17 protein-coding genes are annotated in these 17867 nt (G+C 68.4%); 7 read left to right on the top strand and 10 right to left on the bottom strand.

Annotated features, from left to right (window positions below; genetic code table 11):
* The 4 genes from WCE05_RS16660 to WCE05_RS16645 all read right to left on the bottom strand — a co-directional run.
* On the bottom strand, nt 1-981 hold a 981-nt coding region (locus WCE05_RS16660; protein WP_368816181.1), incomplete at its 3' end, for a T6SS effector BTH_I2691 family protein.
* A gap of 214 nt (nt 982-1195) precedes the next feature.
* Complete coding sequence (locus WCE05_RS16655) at nt 1196-1780, bottom strand: TetR/AcrR family transcriptional regulator (protein ID WP_225790297.1); 585 nt, start codon at nt 1778-1780, stop codon at nt 1196-1198.
* Between the two features lie 12 nt (nt 1781-1792).
* Complete coding sequence (locus WCE05_RS16650) at nt 1793-2641, bottom strand: 3-hydroxybutyryl-CoA dehydrogenase (RefSeq protein WP_225790298.1); 849 nt, start codon at nt 2639-2641, stop codon at nt 1793-1795.
* Nucleotides 2642-2652: 11 nt separating this feature from the next.
* Entirely contained in the window at nt 2653-3837 is a 1185-nt protein-coding gene (locus tag WCE05_RS16645) for an acetyl-CoA C-acyltransferase family protein (RefSeq protein ID WP_225790299.1), read from the bottom strand.
* Nucleotides 3838-4006: 169 nt separating this feature from the next.
* Between WCE05_RS16645 and WCE05_RS16640 the strand changes: the two genes are divergently transcribed.
* Nucleotides 4007-5017 (top strand): AraC family transcriptional regulator, encoded by a 1011-nt coding sequence (locus WCE05_RS16640; RefSeq protein WP_253081073.1) that lies wholly within the window; start codon nt 4007-4009, stop codon nt 5015-5017.
* 129 nt (nt 5018-5146) lie between these two features.
* Here WCE05_RS16640 and WCE05_RS16635 read toward each other — a convergent pair whose 3' ends face one another.
* On the bottom strand, nt 5147-5584 hold the full coding sequence (locus WCE05_RS16635) for a carboxymuconolactone decarboxylase family protein (protein WP_225790301.1): 438 nt from the start codon (nt 5582-5584) through the stop codon (nt 5147-5149).
* 208 nt (nt 5585-5792) lie between these two features.
* Between WCE05_RS16635 and WCE05_RS16630 the strand changes: the two genes are divergently transcribed.
* A complete protein-coding gene (locus WCE05_RS16630) occupies nt 5793-6251 on the top strand; it encodes a nucleoside deaminase (protein WP_225790302.1) in 459 nt (152 codons plus the stop codon).
* A complete protein-coding gene (locus tag WCE05_RS16625; RefSeq protein ID WP_368816180.1) occupies nt 6248-7441 on the top strand; it encodes a cyanate transporter in 1194 nt (397 codons plus the stop codon). The genes WCE05_RS16630 and WCE05_RS16625 overlap by 4 nt, the downstream gene beginning before the upstream one ends.
* Here WCE05_RS16625 and WCE05_RS16620 read toward each other — a convergent pair.
* From WCE05_RS16620 to WCE05_RS16600, 5 genes are all read right to left on the bottom strand, one after another.
* Nucleotides 7434-8867, bottom strand: a complete 1434-nt coding sequence (locus WCE05_RS16620) for a PLP-dependent aminotransferase family protein (RefSeq protein ID WP_253102940.1) — start codon at nt 8865-8867, stop codon at nt 7434-7436. The genes WCE05_RS16625 and WCE05_RS16620 overlap by 8 nt on opposite strands.
* A gap of 90 nt (nt 8868-8957) precedes the next feature.
* A complete protein-coding gene (locus WCE05_RS16615; RefSeq protein WP_225790305.1) occupies nt 8958-9296 on the bottom strand; it encodes a hypothetical protein in 339 nt (112 codons plus the stop codon).
* 233 nt (nt 9297-9529) lie between these two features.
* Nucleotides 9530-10762, bottom strand: coding sequence for a M20/M25/M40 family metallo-hydrolase (locus WCE05_RS16610; protein ID WP_253102939.1), 1233 nt, complete (start codon nt 10760-10762; stop codon nt 9530-9532).
* Nucleotides 10763-10834: 72 nt separating this feature from the next.
* A complete protein-coding gene (locus WCE05_RS16605) occupies nt 10835-11152 on the bottom strand; it encodes a DUF2388 domain-containing protein (RefSeq protein ID WP_225790307.1) in 318 nt (105 codons plus the stop codon).
* A 146-nt stretch (nt 11153-11298) separates the two neighbouring features.
* Nucleotides 11299-11958 (bottom strand): HAD family phosphatase, encoded by a 660-nt coding sequence (locus tag WCE05_RS16600; RefSeq protein WP_225790308.1) that lies wholly within the window; start codon nt 11956-11958, stop codon nt 11299-11301.
* A gap of 93 nt (nt 11959-12051) precedes the next feature.
* Between WCE05_RS16600 and lexA the strand changes: the two genes are divergently transcribed.
* From lexA to WCE05_RS16580, 4 genes are read left to right on the top strand one after another with little or no spacing between them, the layout of a single operon-like run.
* Complete coding sequence (lexA, locus tag WCE05_RS16595; RefSeq protein ID WP_368816179.1) at nt 12052-12669, top strand: transcriptional repressor LexA; 618 nt, start codon at nt 12052-12054, stop codon at nt 12667-12669.
* Nucleotides 12669-13289 carry a translesion DNA synthesis-associated protein ImuA gene (gene imuA, locus WCE05_RS16590; RefSeq protein ID WP_225790310.1) on the top strand — a complete coding sequence of 207 codons (621 nt, stop codon included), beginning with the start codon at nt 12669-12671 and terminating at the stop codon, nt 13287-13289. The genes lexA and imuA overlap by 1 nt, the downstream gene beginning before the upstream one ends.
* Nucleotides 13290-13296: 7 nt before the next feature.
* Complete coding sequence (locus tag WCE05_RS16585; protein WP_368816178.1) at nt 13297-14715, top strand: DNA polymerase Y family protein; 1419 nt, start codon at nt 13297-13299, stop codon at nt 14713-14715.
* Nucleotides 14712-17792, top strand: a complete 3081-nt coding sequence (locus tag WCE05_RS16580) for an error-prone DNA polymerase (RefSeq protein ID WP_253081076.1) — start codon at nt 14712-14714, stop codon at nt 17790-17792. The genes WCE05_RS16585 and WCE05_RS16580 overlap by 4 nt, the downstream gene beginning before the upstream one ends.
* Nucleotides 17793-17867: the final 75 nt, after the last annotated feature.

The following is a 17867-nucleotide window of genomic DNA, read 5'->3' as shown; positions in this document are numbered from 1 at the left end:
GGCCAGCTCCGGGGATGGGGATTCTGGCGGGTACAGGCTTTCCAGGGTCTTGTTCAGCAGCATGGCCACCAGGTTTCGATGATGGAAATCCCGGCTCTGCCGGCTCAGCCGTTCTGCATCGAGTTGGTAGCAAGGCGGTACGCCTGCCTGCTCGGAACCTTGTGCCGGCCTGGTGTGTTCAAGCTGCTCGGCCGGCATCAGGTCGCGCAGTTGATGTTGGTAGGCCGAAACGGACAAGCTCAGGTCCAGGGTCATGCCTTCGGCATCGCTCAGCGCCACCACCGCCGGGATTTTCGGCTGGGTGCTGGGGTAGTGCCGGGCCATGGCGCAGAGGCTGCCGATGGGCAAGGTGTCGGTGAGCGGGTGGCTGCTCCAGGCCAGCGACATGCGCCGGTCCGTGGGCTTGAAGTCCTCGACCCAGGTTTGCAGGGCACTGACCGGCAATACATGGGGCTGGGTGGAAGGCGAGTGGTTGCCGGCGATCAGCTCGGCCATGTCCAGCGGGCGCATGTGCCGTTTGCGCAGCGCCACCGAAGCGCTGATGCGGGCGGTCATGGCGTTGCTCCACAGGTGTGGGCTGTAGCCGATCCACACCTCCTTGGCGGTGTCCTCGCAGGTGTCGGCCCATACCCAGGGCATGGTCCGGCTGGACAGGTAGCGGTCGCGGCGGTGGTAGTGCTCCAGCCCTCGGTACCTGAGTTCCTTGTAGTAGCCCTCGCCATCGTATTCATGGATGACCAGCTTTTCGCCCAGGGGACCTTTCATGAACACGTAGATGTAGCCCGGGCGCAGGGCACGTAGGGTGTAGGCGCAGTGGTGCAGCGGGGCAAACCCTTGCTCCAGGTTGAAGCCCGAATCGGCGTAACGGCAGGGTGGAGCATCGCCCATGCGTGGGACGATGGCGTAGCGCACGGGCAGGATGGGTACCCGTGCACTGCAGGCGGGGCCAGAGGTGGCGCTGCTGACGGAGGCGTCAGTCATGGGTGTTTTCTTCCTTGCAGTGGATCAGTGCTTGCAGCTCACGCAGGCGGGCCTGTGGCGGCTCGTCGAGGTGACCGAAAGCTCCGGACACTAGCGAGGAATCATTTTTAGAAGGAGCTTTGCGCTTCCTAAAATGCTGTGGGAAATTTCGTTTTTGATTTGAGCAGGGCGATATGCTCGTGGCATTTGCCCCTTTTAGCCGGAGTCTCGAACCTTACCTCAGCGTCCGCTCGATCCCTCCGAGCAGCAGGCTCTCCATCAGGCCAAGCCCTTCGCCCTCATCCAGGCTCCGTTCGCGCAACAACCCTGGCAGTTGATTGAGCAGTGTCGCCAGCACATGCCCTGTGGCCGCCAGCGCCTCTCCCTGCAACCGCGCCTGCGGTGCGATCAAGTGCAGCAGCCCCTTCTCGTACCGCTTGCGCAGCGCCGCCAGGCGCGCCTGCTGGTCCTCGTTGAGGCAGCAGAAATCCCGCTCGGCCAGGCGAAACTGCAAGGGCCGCTCGGCGTGCAATTGCCAGTGCGCGGCAATCAGGCAGGGCAAGGCCGCCTGCCCGCGGGCCAGTGCCCGGCGGCCTTGGTCGAGGGTGGCCTGCAGTTCCTCGTAGAGCTCCTCGATCAGGTCGTAGAGCAGGTCTTGCTTGCTGGGGAAGTGGTGATACAGCGAACCTGCGGTCAGGCCGACATGCGCGGCCAGTTCACGCATGCTGACCTGGCCGAAGCCCTTCTCGGCGAAGAGCGCCATGGCCTTGTCGCGGCGCTCTTCGAAGCTCGCACAGCGCAGGGCGGCGTTGATCGGCATGGCGCTCGCTCCTCAGTAGGTGAAGAAACCGCGACCGCTCTTGCGCCCCAGGTAACCGGCGGCAACCATCTCCTTGAGCAGCGGGGCGGGGCGGTACTTGCTGTCGTTGAAGCCTTCGTGGAAGGCCTCCATGATCGCCAGCAGGGTGTCCAGTCCGATCAGGTCGGCCAGGGCCAGCGGCCCGATCGGCTGGTTGCAGCCCAGGCGCATGCCGGTGTCGATGTCCTCGGCGCTGGCCAGCCCTTCCTGGCGGACGAAGATGGCCTCGTTGATCATCGGCACGAGGATACGGTTGACCACGAAGCCTGGGCGGTTGCCGGCGGTGATCGGCGTCTTGCCCAGCTTTTCGGTGACCACCAGGGCCTGGGCATAAGTGCTGTCGCTGGTCTGCAGGCCTCGGATGATTTCCACCAGCGCCATCATCGGCACCGGGTTGAAGAAATGCACGCCGATGAAACGCTGCGGCTGTTCGATGCTGGCGGCCAGCTCGGTGACCGACAGCGACGAGGTGTTGGTGGCGATCAGGCAGTCGCTGGCAACGTTGGCCGCCACCTGCTGGAGGATGCGCTGTTTAAGCGCCAGGTTCTCGGTGGCGGCCTCGATCACCAGTTGCACGCCGCCGAGTTGGGCGTAGTCGGTGCTGGTGCGGATGCGCGCCTTGGCTGCCGTCGCCTGGTCGGCGTCGAGGGTGCCCTTGTTGACCTGGCGTTCCAGGTTCTTGCCCAGGGTCGCCAGGCCACGCTCCAGCGCGGCATCCGAGACATCGATCAGCAGAACCTGGTAACCCGCTACCGCGCAGACCTGGGCGATACCGTTGCCCATGGTGCCGGCGCCGATCACGGCGATATGTTGAATGCTCATGCGACGACTCCTCAAACGCGCTCGAAGACCACGGCGATGCCTTGGCCGCCGCCGATGCACATGGTGGCCAGGGCGTAGCGGCCCTGGATGCGGTGCAGTTCATGGATGGCCTTGGTGGCGATGATCGCCCCGGTGGCCCCGACCGGGTGGCCGAGGGAGATGCCCGAGCCGTTGGGGTTGACCTTCTCCGGGTCGAAGTCCAGGGCGCGGGCCACGGCGCAGGCCTGGGCGGCGAAGGCTTCGTTGGATTCGATCACGTCCAGGTCGTTCACCCCCAGGCCGGCTTTCTCCAGCGCCTTGCGGGTGGCCGGGATCGGGCCCAGGCCCATCAGCTCCGGCTCGACCCCGGCATGGGCATAGGCCACCAGGCGGGCCAGCGGCTTGAGGCCCAGGCGGCGTACCGCCTCGCCCGTGGCCAGGACCAGGCCGGCGGCGCCGTCGTTGATGCCGCTGGCGTTGCCGGCGGTGACGCTGCCGTCTTTCTTGAACACCGGCTTCATGCTGGCCAGTTGTTCGGCGCTGGACTCGCCACGCACATGCTCGTCCACGGCGAACTGCACGCTGCCCTTGCGGGTCTTCAGCTCCAGCGGGACGATCTGGCTGTCGAAGCGGCCCTGGGCGATGGCGCGGGCAGCGCGGCGCTGGCTGGTCAGGGCCAGTTCATCCTGCATTTCCCGGGTAATGCCGTGCTTGGCCGCGACATTCTCGGCGGTGATGCCCATGTGGAAGTGTTCGAACGGGTCCTGGAGGATGCCGACCATGTAGTCGATGCCCTGTATGTCACCCATGCGCGCGCCCCAGCGTGCCTGGGGCAGTAGGTAGGGGCCACGGCTCATGGACTCGGCGCCGGCGGCCAGGGCCACGTCGGTATCGCCCAACAGCAGGCCCTGGGCCGCTGAGACGATCGCCTGCAGGCCCGAGCCGCACAGGCGGTTGACGTTGAAGGCCGGGGTTTCCTTGGGAACCCCGGCGTTCATCGCGGCGACCCGGCCCAGGTAGGCGTCGCGGGGCTCGGTGGGGATCACGTTGCCCATCACCACGTGGCCGATCTGCTCGGCGGCCACGCCCGAACGTTCGATGGCGGCACGGCTGATCGCGGTCGCGAGGTCGGCCAGGGCCAGGTCCTTGAGGGAACCACCGAAACCGCCGATGGCGGAACGGACTGCACTGACGACGTAGATTTCTGCGTTGCTCATTGGAGGCTCCGATTGCGAAGGCATGGCGGGAGCGGGCCAGGCTCTGCGAGAATGACCGGCGTTCCCGGGATGGGTCGAGTCTAGGCAAAGGCCAGGGCATGGCCTATGCCGGATCTGTTCAGTCAACCTGGCATTTTTTGCCACTCAGCATAGACAGCGAAAACCAGCCATGCGCGATAGCGATTCGGTCGCGGTGTACTTCCTCAATGCCATGGTCCACACCCTGCGCGAGCGCCCTGGCGAGCGTGACGAGCGCCTGCGTGCGGTGGGTATCGACCCGGCCCTGCTCGACCAGCCCCAGGCCCGCGTGCCGGCCAAGGCCTTCGCCCGCCTGTGGCTCGACCTGATCCATGCCCTGGACGACGAATTCTTCCGCCTCGACAGCCACGGCATGCCCCTGGGCAGCTTCGCCCTGATCTGCCGCGGGCTGATCCAGGAACCGAACCTGGAAAAGGCCTTGCGCCAGTGCCTGGGCAACTTCGCCCTGTTCCTGCGTGATTTGCACGGGACGTTCTCGGTGCGTGGCGGGCGCGCGGTGATCAGCGTGCAGTCGGACATCGCCGATCCGTTGACCCGTGTGTATGCCGAGGAGACCTACCTGGTGCTGGTGGTCGGCCTGCTGTGCTGGCTGGCCGGCCGGCGCATCGCCATCGATCGCACCGAACTGGCCGTGGCGCGTCCGGCGCAGGACGACGACCTGCTGCTGTGGGGCCCCGACCTGCGCCTGGGCAGCGGGCGCACCGAGGTGGAGTTCGACAGCGCCTACCTGCGCTTGCCGGTGGTGCAGGACCTGGCGGCGCTGAAGACCTTCCTGCGCAGCGCCCCCCAGGGCCTGGTGATCCGCTTTCGCAACCAGAACGGCCTGGTGGCCGAGGTCTACCGGCATTTGCGCGCCCGCCGCTACGGGCAGTGGCCGACCCTGGCCGCCATGGCCGGGCAGCAGGGCATCAGCGCCAGTACCTTCCGCCGCCAGCTGGAGCGCGAAGGGCGCTCGTACCAGCAGATCAAGGACGAAGTGCGCCGGGCCATGGCCTTCGAACGCCTGCGCGAGGGGGTGTTGAGCATCGCCGAAATCGCCGAGCAGACCGGCTTCCAGGAGCCCAGCGCCTTTCATCGCGCGTTCAAGAAATGGACCGGTCATAGCCCGGGCAATTACCGCGCGCGGCTGCTCGGGCGTTGAGCTGGGGCTGTGCTGGCGCATTGGGAGCGGGCGGTGGGCACGGCCTATGGGCAAGCGGCCCTGGATGGAACTGAAGGCCCCAATTGAGCGGGTTCGACCGCGAAGGAGCCTGCCCTGGCCGCGATCCGATCAGGCCGGCACCATGGCGAAACCCACGCCGAAGCGGTTCCAGGCATTGATGGTGGCGATGGCCAGGGTCAGGTTGGCCACCTCGGCCGGTTCGAAGTGTTCCAGCAGCGCTTCGTACTCAGGCTGCGGAGCACCCCGCTCGGGCAACCGGGTCAGGCTCTCCAGCCAGGCCAGGGCCGCGCGCTCACGGGGCGTGAAGTAACGGGTTTCCCGCCACACGCTCAAGGTCTGCAGGCGCGCCTCGGTCTCCCCGGCCTTGCGTGCATCGTTGGCGTGCATGTTGACGCAGTAGGCGCAGCCGTTGATCTGCGAGGCACGCAGGCGGACCAGCTCGAGCAGCGAGTGTTCCAGGCCGCTGTTGGCCAGGGCCTGTTCCAGGCCGATCATGGCCTGGTAGGCCTGCGGGGCGTGCTTGGCCCATTCGATGCGGTTGTGCATGGGGTACCTCCAATGGCTTGAGGGGTTGTACAAGGTGTGGGGAGTACCTTAGCGCCGCGCCGCGACCGGCCCGATAGCCAATCCCGCACTTTGCCAGGAGACCAATCTGCTCATTCGGCCGAGCACTGACTTGCATCCAATCTCTTCATTTCAGCCTGGGGCCCCGAGCCGGGATAATGACCGGGTCTTGCACCAGGAGAACGACCCCATGTCCGAAGAACGTTTCATGCGCGAAGCCCTCGACCTCGCTCGCGCCAATATCCAGGCCGGCGGCCGGCCCTTCGGTGCCGTGCTGGTGTACCAGGGGCAGGTGGTGGCCCGTGCGGTCAACGAGATCCACAGCACCCAGGACCCGACCACCCACGCCGAGATGCAGGCCATCCGCAAGGCCGCCCAGGCCCTGGGGCGGGCACGCTTGGATGGCGCGCAGATCTATGCCAGCGGCCACCCATGCCCGATGTGCCTGGCCGCCATGCACCTGTGCGGTATCGAGCGGGCCTGGTTCGCCTACGACAACGACGAGGGCGAGCCCTATGGCCTGTCCACGGCCGAGGTCTACGCGCAGATGGCCCGGCCACCCCAGCAGCAGAGCCTACCCCTGCGGCCGCTGAAGCCGGCCGGCGAGGCTGACCTGTACCGGCAATGGCAGCAGGCCCACCAGGCATGAGAAGCGCGCTGAACCTGCTGCTGGTGGTGCTGCTGGCACTGAACCTGCGGCCGATCCTCACCAGTATCGGCCCGCTGCTCGAGCCCATGCGCGCCAGCACCGGCCTGGGCTACCAGCAGGCGGCGCTGCTGACTGCGCTGCCGGTGCTGTGCATGGGCCTGGTGCCGCTGCTGCAGCCCTGGCTACGACGCTGGTTGAGCGAGCACGGCGGCATGCTCATGGGCCTTGCGGCCATCGCCTTGGCCTGCCTCTGGCGCCTAGAACTGGGCAGCGCCTGGGCGCTGATCGCCAGCGCGGTGCTCGCCGGGCTTGGTGTGGCCGTGGTCCAGGGCATGATGCCGGGCCTGGTCAATCGCTGGTTCCCTGGGCGCCTGGCGGCGGCCATGGGCGTGTACTCGGCGGCGCTGATGAGCGGTGGTGGTTTGGCCGCCGTGCTCGGGCCGCACATCAGCGGGTATTTCGGCCATTGGCAGGCCGGCCTCGGCGTCTGGGCGCTGCCGGCCGTGCTGGCGGTGCTGGCCTGGAGCGTCCTGCGTCCACGCCAGGGCCTGCCGAAACTGGCTGGCAGCGGGGGCGGGCACTGGTTCGGCAACCGTCGTGCCTGGTTGCTGGCGCTGTACTTCGGCCTGATCAACGGCGGCTACACCAGCATGGTGGCCTGGCTGCCGGCCTATCACCTGGAGCATGGCGGCACGGCCCAGGGCGGTGGTGAGCTGGTCGGCCTGATGACGATCTTCCAGGTTGCCGGTGCCCTGGGCCTGCCGCTGTTGCTGCGGCGCCTGGCGGACCGTCGGCCCGGCCTGTGGCTGGCGCTGTCGATCCAGCTGGGCGGCTTTCTCGGCCTGTTGCTGGCGCCGACGCTGGCCATGGGCGTATGGGTGGCGATGATCGGCCTGGGCCTGGGCGCCTGTTTCAGCCTGAGCCTGACCTTGACCCTGGAGCACCTCAGGACGCCCGCCGAAGCCGGTAGCCTGGCGGCTTTCGTCCAGGGCATCGGTTTCATCATCACTGGCATCGTGCCGTACATCACCGGTTGGCTGCGCGATACCAGCGGCGAGTTCCAGGCGTCCTGGACATTGCTCACCGTCACGGTGCTGGCCATGTTGCTGGTGACCGTGCGCTTCGCCCCGCGTGGCTATTCCGCTGCCATCGCCCGGTCGCGGCCGGCGGCCCAGGCAGCGCTCAATTGAGGCCTTGCAGGGTATCGCGGACCCGGTCCAGGGCCGGGTCGATATCCAGCAGCTCGATGGCACCGAAACCCAGCAGCAGCCCCGGGCGCACCGGGGCCTCGCTGAAGAACGGCGCCAGGGAATAGAGACCGACCTCCACCTTGCGCGCCAGGCTGGCCAGCAGTTCCACGTCCACCCCCGGTTTGGCCAGGGCGCTGAGGTGAAAGCCGGCATTGGCCGGCACGGCCGTCAGCCAAGGCGCCAGGTCGCCTTCCAGGCGCATCAGGATCCGTTCGCGTCGGGCGCTGTAGATCTCGTGGCAGCGGCGGATGTGCTTGCTCAGGTAGCCTTCGCCGATAAAGCGTGCCAGAGCCCACTGTTGCAGGCTCGGGCTGTGCCAGTCGCTCAGGTGCTTGGCCACGCAGGCGGCTTGCAGCACGCTGGGCGGTAGCACGGCGTAGCCCAGCCGCAGCTCTGGCAGCAGCGTCTTGGAGAAGGTCCCCACGTAGGCCACCAGCCCATGCCGGTCGAGGCGCTGCAAGGCATCGTCGGGCGGCCCCTGGTAGCGGAACTCGCAGTCGTAGTCGTCTTCGATCACCACCGCCCCCAGCTCGGCGGCCCTGGCCAGCAAGGCCTCGCGGCGCGCTTGGCTCATCGGCATGCCCAGCGGGAACTGGTGCGACGGCGTCACGTAGATCAGCCGCGTGCCGTCGGCGATCCGCTCCACGCACAGGCCTTCGTCATCCACCGGTACCGACTGCAGGCGCGCGCCGAGGGCCAGGAACAGCTGGCGCGCCGGTGGGTAGCCAGGGTCTTCCATGGCCACCTGGCAGCCGGGCTCGACCAGCACCCGGGCGATCAGGTCCAGGGCCTGCTGCGCGCCGTTGCACACCATGACGTCCGCGGTGCTGCATTGCACACCGCGGGCGAAGGCGATGTGATGGGCGATGGCCTCCCGCAGTTCGGGCAGCCCCTGGGCTGGGAACTGCCGCTGCGGGTGGCGCTGGCTGCGGCGCAGGGCGTAGTGCAGGCAACTGCGCCACTGGTCGAAGGGAAACTGCGCCTTGCTCGAGGCGCCCCCGACGAAGTCGTAGCGCGACGGCGCTTCCAGGGCCGGCCTGTCGAGCACGGTGGCGCGCTGGCGCCAACGCTCCAGGGTGTCGGCCGCCGCCAGGGGGATGGCCTGGGCTGCGCTCGAGCGCAACGGCCGGCGTTGCCTGACGAAGGTGCCACGGCCGACCACGCCGCTGAGCAGGTTGTCGTAGGTCAGCCGCGAATAGGCTTCGGCCACGGTCTTGCGCGACACTCCCAGTTGCTCGGCCAGCAAGCGGGTAGGGGGCAGTTGGGTGCCGGCCGCGAGGTGGCCGCTGTCGATACTGGCGCGCAGTTGCTGGTAGAGCTGGTCGGCCAGGCCTTTGCGGCCTTGCAGGCGGATGTGCAGTTCCATGGAGCTGTCCGGGGCGGTTCGGGCCCCCAAGCTTCGAGCCTTGTGCCGCACGCTGCAAGCACAAACCTCGCGAGCCCGCTGGCAATGGCGTCAGAAGCGTGCCGTGCTGACCGTGATGTAGCCCTTCTCGGGCAGGGCGATGCGGATCACCGTCTCGTCGGCCGGTGCCTTGCGTTTTTGCTTGATGCGCACGCCGTCGACGGCGGCGGCGCGCATGCGTTCGGGGATGGCCCGGCCACTGGGGTCGAAGAAGATCTCGCTGGCCAGCAGCTCGATGCGCTCGATCAACTGGCGCGTACGTTCGTCGGTGGCGCAGAAGAACATCACGCCGGAGAGGTGCGGGTCGTCGTCGGGGTTGTTCACCTCATGGGCCAGGAGCTGGCGCAGGGCATCGCGCAGCTCGGCGGCGCAGCGGCAGTATGAATGCATGGCGGGAGGCCTCCTCTGGAAAGTGGGCTCGCGCCGGGCCGCTTGCTGCGGTCGCGACGCCATCCAGGGCGGATCATGTTTTCGTTGAGCTGTAGCGACAAGTAAGACGCTTCCCTACATGGCTTGGAAAATTTCGGAAGCTACCAGGCGAACGCCAGGGCCGGCCTTGATGCTGATCAAGACCAGCCCTGGCGTTCAGGTCGGGAGGCGGGGCCGGCTGGCGAGACACTTTTCTACTGCGCCAACCGCCTGATCATCGCCACCGTCAGGTACAGCCGTGGCGCGATGCTGGTCAGTTCGATGTACTCGTCGTCGGCATGCAGCCCGGCGCCGACCACGCCCATGGTTTCCAGCACCGCCGGTTTGGCACTGCCTGGCACATAGGCGTAGCCGGCATCGGTGCCAAAGCGCATGGCGATAGGTTCGAGGCTGCGGTCGACCTGGCCATACAGCTCGCGGGCGGTTTCGGCGAGTTGGCTGGAACCCTCGTTGCGGGCCAGGGGTGGGCGGCCCTTCTCCAGGGTGACGGTGGCCTGGGTGTCCTCGATCAGCCGCTTTTGCGCGATGCGCGAGGCGTCGGCCGCCACCCGTTCGGTTTCGCCCAGGTCCGAGTAGCGCATGTCCGCCTCGGCGGTGGCCAGGTTGGGGATGATGTTGGCCTTTTCGCCAGCCTTGGCCAGGGTCCAGTTCACCGTGGTGCCTTTGCTGGCGTCGCCCAGGTCCTTGAGTTGCAGGAGCTGGTGCGCCAGTTCCGTCAGGGCGTTGCGGCCTTGCTCGGGCGCGGAGCCGGCATGGGAGGAGCGGCCCTTGACCTCCAGCTTCAGGCGGTTGATGCCGTTGGTGGCGACGGTTACGGCGTCCTTGTCTGGCGGTTCGTAGGAGAAGACGTAGTCATGCTTGCGTGCCAGCTCGGCGATGATCTGCTTCGAGCCGGCCGAGCCCATTTCCTCGTCCGGGTTGAACAGCACGGTGAGGGTGCGGTAGCCCTTGAACTGTTGCTCCTGCAGGAGCTTGAGCGCATGCAGGATCATCGCCACGCCGCCCTTGGCATCGGCGACGCCGGGCCCGTAGGCACGCTCGCCCTCGATGCGAAACGGCCGCTTGGCCGCCGTGCCGGGCCCGAACACCGTGTCGTAGTGGACCATCAGCAGGAAGTCTTTGCTGCCGTTGCCCTTGAAGGTGCCGACGATGTTGTCGCCCACCGAGGGCTTGGCCGGGTGGGTCTCGACGGTGGCACCCAGGGCGCTCAGGCGCTTGGCCAGCTCGGCACCTATCTCGGTCAGGCCGGGCTCGGTGCCTGTGCCGGTATCGACCGAGACCAGATGCTTGAGGGTATCCAGGTAGGCAGGTTGTTCGGCCTGGGCCTGCTTGAGCAGGTCCTGGGCGGAGGGTTCGGCGGCGATGGCGCCGGTGCAGGCGACGCACAGGGCAAGCGCCAGGCTCAGGGGTGGGCGTGATAGTGGCATGGGCCTCGATCCTTGATTGTATGGTCTTGTTGCCAGGTTCAGCCTAGACCCTGGCCTGGCCTTGGCCAGGCATTATTGATCGCTCAGCGGGCCGTCCTGCGCCAGCAGCGCCTTGGCCAGTTCCTCGTCGCTGGCCTGCAGGCCCGGGTTGGCCTTGCGTGCCTGCTCCAGTGCCGATTCCACGTAGGCACCGCGGATGGCGCCGCCGCTGGCGATGAAGGCCGACAGCTCGTCGCGGGCGGGAATGATCCGTTTGTCGTCCTTGAAGGTCGAGTACAGCGAGGCGGAGATCCCCGCCGAGGTGGCGACATCGCCCGCGTCCACACGGGCCAGGGCCGAGCCTGCGGGCAGCAGGAGCAGCAGCGAAGGGACGAGCAGTAAGTGGCGCATGGCAAGACCTCCGGAACGGGTGAAGCCCAAGGAATTTACTGCATGCAATTATGAGCGGGGCAGGGGCGTCGGAGTTCCCTTTGGCGTTTCGCCAGGCCAGGGGGCGCTGGGGCTGCGCAGCAGCCCCAATACCGCCTCAGCCGGCCTCAGCCCTCCATCCCCTCGATCAAGGCCCACAGCCGTGGATCATTGAAGTCCTCGATCACCAGTTGCGCCCCGGCGGCGAGCAGGCGCTCGCTGGATTGGCTGGTGGCGATGCCCACGGTGAAGATCCCGGCCCCGCTGGCGGCCTTGACGCCCGGCAGCGAGTCCTCGAAGGCCAGGGCCTGGCCGGCCTTGGCGTCCAGGCGCTGCAGGCCGGTCAGGTAAGGCAGGGGGTCGGGCTTGGGGCGCAGCAGTTCCTCGGCCACTAGCACATGCCTGAAGCGGCCCTGCAGGCCCATGGCCGCCAGCATGTGCTCGGCGTTGAGCCTCGGCGCATTGGTCACCACGCACATGCCGATGCTGCGCACCTGCGCATACTCCAGCAGGCGGGCAAGCCCCGGCATGGGCTCGAGGCGTGGGGACAATTCGCGGAACAGCGCCTCCTTGCGCTCGGCCAGGGCTTGGCGCAGCTCGGCGCTGGCCGTGGGGAACAGCTCGGCGAACAGCGCGCCATTGGCCCGGCCGCTGACCTGGGCATCGAACTGCGCCTGGCTCAACTCGCGGCCGTCGTGCTCGCGCAGCAACTGGCGGAAAGCCTGCAGGTGCAAGGTGTCGGTGTCGGTGAGGGTTCCATCGAGGTCGAACAGCAGGGCGGTCAGCATCGGGCATCCTGGCGGGGAAAACGTCAATGCTGGGCATGATAGTCAAAGCCGACGACGAAGGGGGCTGTTCACCGTTTCACGAAAAGAGTACAAATGTACTCCATGGACAACATGCCCCCCAAACGCCGCGCCATCCTCGAGTTCATCCGCGAACGCATCGCCGACCACGGCCAGCCGCCGAGCCTGGCCGACATCGCGCAGCGTTTCGGTTTCGCCTCGCGTAGCGTGGCGCGCAAGCACATCACCGCCCTGTGCCAGGCCGGCTTCATCGAGGTCACGCCCAACCAGGCGCGTGGCATTCGCCTGGCCGAGCCCCTGCGTCGCCCCGAGATCCTGGAAGTGCCCGTGCTCGGCCAGGTAGCGGCCGGTGCGCCGATCGGCCCCGACCTGGGCATCCACGAGCAGTTGTTGCTCGACCCCAGCCTGTTCCGCCGTACCCCCGACTACTTGCTCAAGGTGCGTGGCGACTCGATGATCGACGACGGCATCTTCGACGGTGACCTGGTCGGTATCCGCCAGCAGGCCGAGGCACGCGACGGCCAGGTCGTGGTCGCCCGGCTGGACGGCGAGGTGACCATCAAGCGCCTGCAGCGCGTGCCCGGCGGCTACCGCCTGTTGCCGCGCAATCCGGCCTATGCGCCGATCGAGGTGGCGCCGGGCCGGGAGTTCTTCATCGAAGGCGTGTTCTGCGGCTTGCTGAGGCGCGACTGATGGGCGCGGTGGTCGATCTCGACAGGTTGCTCGACCAGCGTCGGGTATGGCGCGGTCGCCAGGCCCAGGCGCGCCCACTCGGCCAGCAGCCCACCGGCCATGCCTCGCTAGACGAGCGGTTGCCCGAAGGTGGCTGGCCGGCGGCGGCGCTCAGCGAATTGCTGTTGGCCAGCCCTGGGTGTGGCGAACTGCAGTTGCTCTGGCCGAGCCTTGCACGCTTGACCGGCGAAGGCGGCCGGGTGGTGCTGGTGGGCCCGCCCTTCATCCCCTATGCACCGGCCTGGCAGGCGGCAGGGGTGGACCTGCGCGGGGTGGTCCAGGTGCAGGCGCGGCAGGCCGATGCCTTGTGGGCGGCCGAGCAGTGCCTGCGCTCCGGCAACTGCGCGGCGGTGCTGTGCTGGCCCGAGCGTGCCGACGACCGCGCCTTGCGCCGCCTGCAGGTGGCTGCCGAGGCTGGTCAGGCCCTGGCCTTCGCCTGCAGGCCGCAACAGGCCGCGCACAATCCCTCGCCAGCGGCACTGCGCATCGCCATCGACGCCCGGCCGCCTCAGTGGCGAGTGCTCAAGTGCCGGGGCGGCCTGCCACCGGTCATGCCGATCGCCTGCCCGCAGTGGAGGTGACGGCGCCATGCTCTGGGCCTGTATCCTCTTCCCCCAACTGGCGTTGGACACCGTCCTGCGCGAGCGCGACGACCCCGATTCGCCGCTGGTGCTGATCGCGGGACCGTCCCAGCGGCGGGTACTGCAGGCGGTCAATGCGGCGGCCGCCAGGCTCGGCTTGCGTGCCGGGCAGACCTTGACCGCCGCCCGAGCCCTGGCCGATGGTTTCGCCTGCGTCGAGACAGACCCGGCACGCATCGAGCAGGTGCAGCAGCTGTTGGCGGCCTGGGCCTACCGTTTCAGCGGCCAGGTCAGCCTGCATTACCCGCGTGCCTTGCTCCTGGAGGTTGGCTCCAGCCTGCAACTGTTCGGCCCCTGGCCTTCGTTCGAGGTGCGCCTGCGTCAGGAGCTGGGCGCCCTGGGGCTGCGCCAGCGCATCGTCCTGGCGACCAACCCGGTGGCGGCGCGCATGCTCGCCAACGGCCACGATGGCCTGGCCGTGACCCGCCCCGAAGAGACCCGCGCGGCCCTGGCCAGCATGCCGGTCGGGCGGGTCGGCCTGCCCACGGAGGCGGCCGAGGCGTTCGCCCGCATGGGCCTGCGCCGGCTCGGCGAGGTCCTGGCGTTGCCACGCGATGCCCTGGCCAGGCGTTTTGCCGCCGACGTGCAATTGCACCTGGACCAGTTGCTCGGCCTGCGCAGCCTGGGGCTGGACTTCCATCGCCCGCCGGACCGCTTCGAGGCACGCCTGGAGCTGAACTTCGACGTCGAGTCGCACCAGGCCCTGTTGTTTCCCTTGCGCCGCCTGGTCAACGACCTGGCCGCGTTTCTTGCCGGCCGCGATTGCGGGGTGCAACGCTTCGAGCTGTACCTGGAGCATGCCGACGGGCCGGACACCCGGCTCAAGGTCGGCCTGCTGGCGGCCGAGCGCGATGCCGCGATGCTGTTCGAGTTGGCCCGTGGTCGCCTCGAACCGCTGCGCATCCCGGCGCCGGTGCGCAACCTGCGCCTGCTGGCCGAGGACCTGCCGCCCTTCGTGCCCCAGCACCGGGCGCTGTTCGAACCCCGGGCGCAGCAGGCCCAGCCGTGGGAGCAATTGCGCGAACGCCTGCGGGCGCGGCTGGGCGACGAAGCGGTCAAGGGCCTGCGCGCCGAAGCCGACCCGCGCCCCGAATGCGCCTGGCAGCTGGCGGAGCAGGGCGCCCAGGGGGCCGTGACGATCGCGCCTGGCAGCCGCCCCGGTTGGCTGCTGGCCGAACCCCAGGTGTTGCCGCAGGCCGGCCTGCGCCTGCTGGGCCAGGCCGAGCGCATCGAGTCGGGCTGGTGGGACGGCGGCGATGTGCGTCGCGACTACTACTGCATCGAGACCCGCGATGGTCTGCGTGGTTGGGCCTACCACGACCTGGCCCGGCCTGGCCCGTTGTGGCTGCAGGGCTGGTTCGCATGAGCGCACCGGCCTACGCGGAGCTGCACTGCCTGTCGAACTTCAGCTTCCAGCGCGGTGCCTCCAGCGCCGACGAGCTGTTCAAGCGGGCCCATGAGCAGGGCTACCAGGCCCTGGCCATCACCGACGAATGCACTCTGGCTGGCATCGTTCGTGCCTGGCAGGCTGCTCGGCAACACCCACTGCATTTGATCGTCGGCAGCGAGGTGCGCGTGCACCAGGGGCCAAGGCTGGTCCTGCTGGTCGAGGACCTGGGCGGCTACCAGAACCTCTGCGCCTTGATCACCCAGGCGCGGCGGCGGGCGGAAAAGGGCGACTACCAGCTCCTGGCCGAGGACCTGCAGGCCCATTGCCAAGGCTTGCTGGCGCTGTGGATCGCCGATGAACCGAGCGATGCGGCGCCTGGGCAATGGCTCAAGAGCCTGTTCGGCGAGCGTCTGTGGCTGGGGGTGCACCTGCACCGGGGCAGCGACGATGCCGGCCGCTTGCAGCGCCTGCGTGCCCTGGCCGGGCAGTTGGGGATCCGTGCGGTGGCCTGTGGCGACGTGCACATGCATGTGCGTGGCCGCCGGGCCCTGCAGGATTGCATGACCGCGATCCGCCAGCACTGCAGCGTGGCCGAGGCCGGCCGCTACCTGTTCCCCAATGGCGAGCGCCACCTGCGCTCGCGCGAGCAGTTGGCCGAGCTGTACCCGGCCGACCTGCTGGCCGAGACCCTGGCCATCGCCGGGCGCTGTCGTTTCGACCTGGGCGAGCTGAAGTACCAGTATCCCCGTGAGCTGGTCCCGCAGGGTCACACCCCGGCCAGTTGGCTGCGCCAGTTGTGCGAGCAACGCTTGCCCGAGCGCTGGCCCCAGGGGCCGAGCGCCAAGGTGCGCAAGACCCTGGCCAGGGAGCTGGCTCTGATCGAGGAGCTGGGCTACGAAAGTTATTTTCTCACCGTCCACGACATCGTCGACTTCGCCCGGCAGCAGGGCATCCTCTGCCAGGGCCGGGGCTCGGCCGCCAACTCGGTGGTGTGCTTCGTGCTGGGCATCACCGAGCTGGACCCCATGCAGCACCGGCTGCTGTTCGAGCGCTTCCTGTCCCGCGAGCGCAACGAGCCGCCGGACATCGACGTGGACTTCGAGCACGACCGCCGCGAAGAGGTGATCCAGTACGTGTTCCGTCGCTATGGCCGGCACCGGGCCGCACTCACCGCGGTGGTCAACACCTACCACGCCGCCGGTGCGGTGCGCGACGTGGCCCGGGCGCTGGGGCTGCCGGCCGACCAGGTGGATGCCCTGGCCAAGTGCTGCGGGCGCTGGAGCGACCGCATCCCCGGTGCGCAGCGCCTGGCCGAGGCTGGCTTCGAGGCGCAGAGCCCGTCGCTGCGGCGCATCCTGGTGCTGGCCGGCGAGCTGATCGGGTTTCCCCGGCACCTGTCCCAGCACCCCGGGGGCTTCGTCATCTCCGAACAGCCGCTGGACCGCCTGGTGCCGGTGGAGAACGCCGCCATGCCGGAGCGCACGGTGATCCAGTGGGACAAGGACGACCTCGATCTGGTCGGCCTGCTCAAGGTCGACGTGCTCGCCCTGGGCATGCTCAGCGCGCTACGGCGCTGCTTCGACCTGATGGCCCGGCACCGTGACCGGCACCTGAGCCTGGCGACCATCCCGGCCGACGATCCGGCCACCTACGCCATGATCAGCCGTGCCGAGACCATGGGCGTGTTCCAGATCGAGTCGCGGGCGCAGATGGCCATGTTGCCCCGGCTCAGGCCACAGACGTTCTACGACCTGGTGATCGAGGTGGCCATCGTCCGCCCGGGGCCGATCCAGGGCGATATGGTCCATCCCTTCCTGCGCCGGCGCCTGGGGCAGGAGCCGATCAGCTACCCGTCGCCGGCGCTGAAGGCGGTGTTCAAGCGGACCCTGGGCGTGCCGCTGTTCCAGGAGCAGGTGATGGAGCTGGCCATGGTCGCTGCCGACTACAGCCCCGGCGAGGCCGACCAGTTGCGTCGCAGCATGGCCGCCTGGAAGCGCCATGGCGGCTTGGAGCCGCACCGCGAGCGGCTGGTCCGCGGCATGCTGCGCAACGGCTACGACCAGGCCTTCGCCGAACGCATCTTCGAGCAGATCAAGGGGTTCGGCAGCTATGGCTTTCCTGAGTCCCATGCCGCCAGCTTCGCCTTGTTGTGCTACGCCAGCAGTTGGCTCAAGTGCCACGAGCCGGCGATCTTCACCTGTGCCCTGGTCAACAGCTGGCCCATGGGGTTCTACAGCCCCGACCAGTTGTTGCAGGAGGCGCGTCGCCAGGGTGTCGAGGTGCGGCCGGTGGATGTGTGCCACAGCGAGTGGGACTGCACCCTGGAGCCGATGGGGCAGGGGGCGCTGGCGATCCGCCTCGGGCTGCGCCAGGTGCGCGGTTTCAACGAGGCCGACGCCCGGCGCCTGGAGCAGGCGCGGGCGCAGCGGCCCTGGCGGGACATCGAGGACCTGTGCCTGCGCGCTGGCCTGGACGGGCGCGCCCGTGCCCGCCTGGCCGATGCCGGTGCCCTGCGCACGCTGGCCCGTAACCGGCACCAGGCACGCTGGCAGGTGGCGGCGGTGCAGGCGCAACTGCCGTTGTTCGCAAGTGTGCAGGCCACGCCGGAAGCGCCGGTGGCATTGCCGGCGCCGACGTTGGGCGAGGACCTGCTTGCCGACTACGCCACCCTGGGCACTACCCTGGGGCCGCATCCGCTGGCCCTGCTGCGCTCCCGCTTGCGGGCGTTGGGCTGTCGCAGTTCCGGCGAACTGGCCGGGGTCGGGCATGGCGACAGCATCGCCGTGGCCGGGCTGGTGGTGGGCAGGCAGCGGCCACAGACCGCCAGCGGGGTGACCTTCGTCACCCTCGAGGACGAACACGGGATGGTCAATGTGGTGGTCTGGCGCGACCTGGCCGAACGCCAGCGCAGGGCGCTGGTGGGGGCGCAGTTGCTCAAGGTGAGTGGGCGGCTGGAGCAAGAGAGTGGCGTCAGGCACCTGGTCGCCCGACGGCTGGAGGACATCAGCCCCTTGTTGCAGGGGCTGGATGTGCGCAGTCGGGATTTCCATTAGGGCAAGCGACATTGCTCGCTTTTCAGGGTGTCAGGGCTGGCTTATTCGCGGGCAGGCCCGCCCCCCTTGGTAGCC

Source organism: Pseudomonas sp. I2, assembly GCF_040984075.1.
GTDB classification, from domain to species: domain Bacteria; phylum Pseudomonadota; class Gammaproteobacteria; order Pseudomonadales; family Pseudomonadaceae; genus Aquipseudomonas; species Aquipseudomonas guariconensis_B.
The sequence above is the reverse complement of the archived record's forward strand: the minus strand, read 5'-3'. Positions and strand labels throughout refer to the sequence as shown.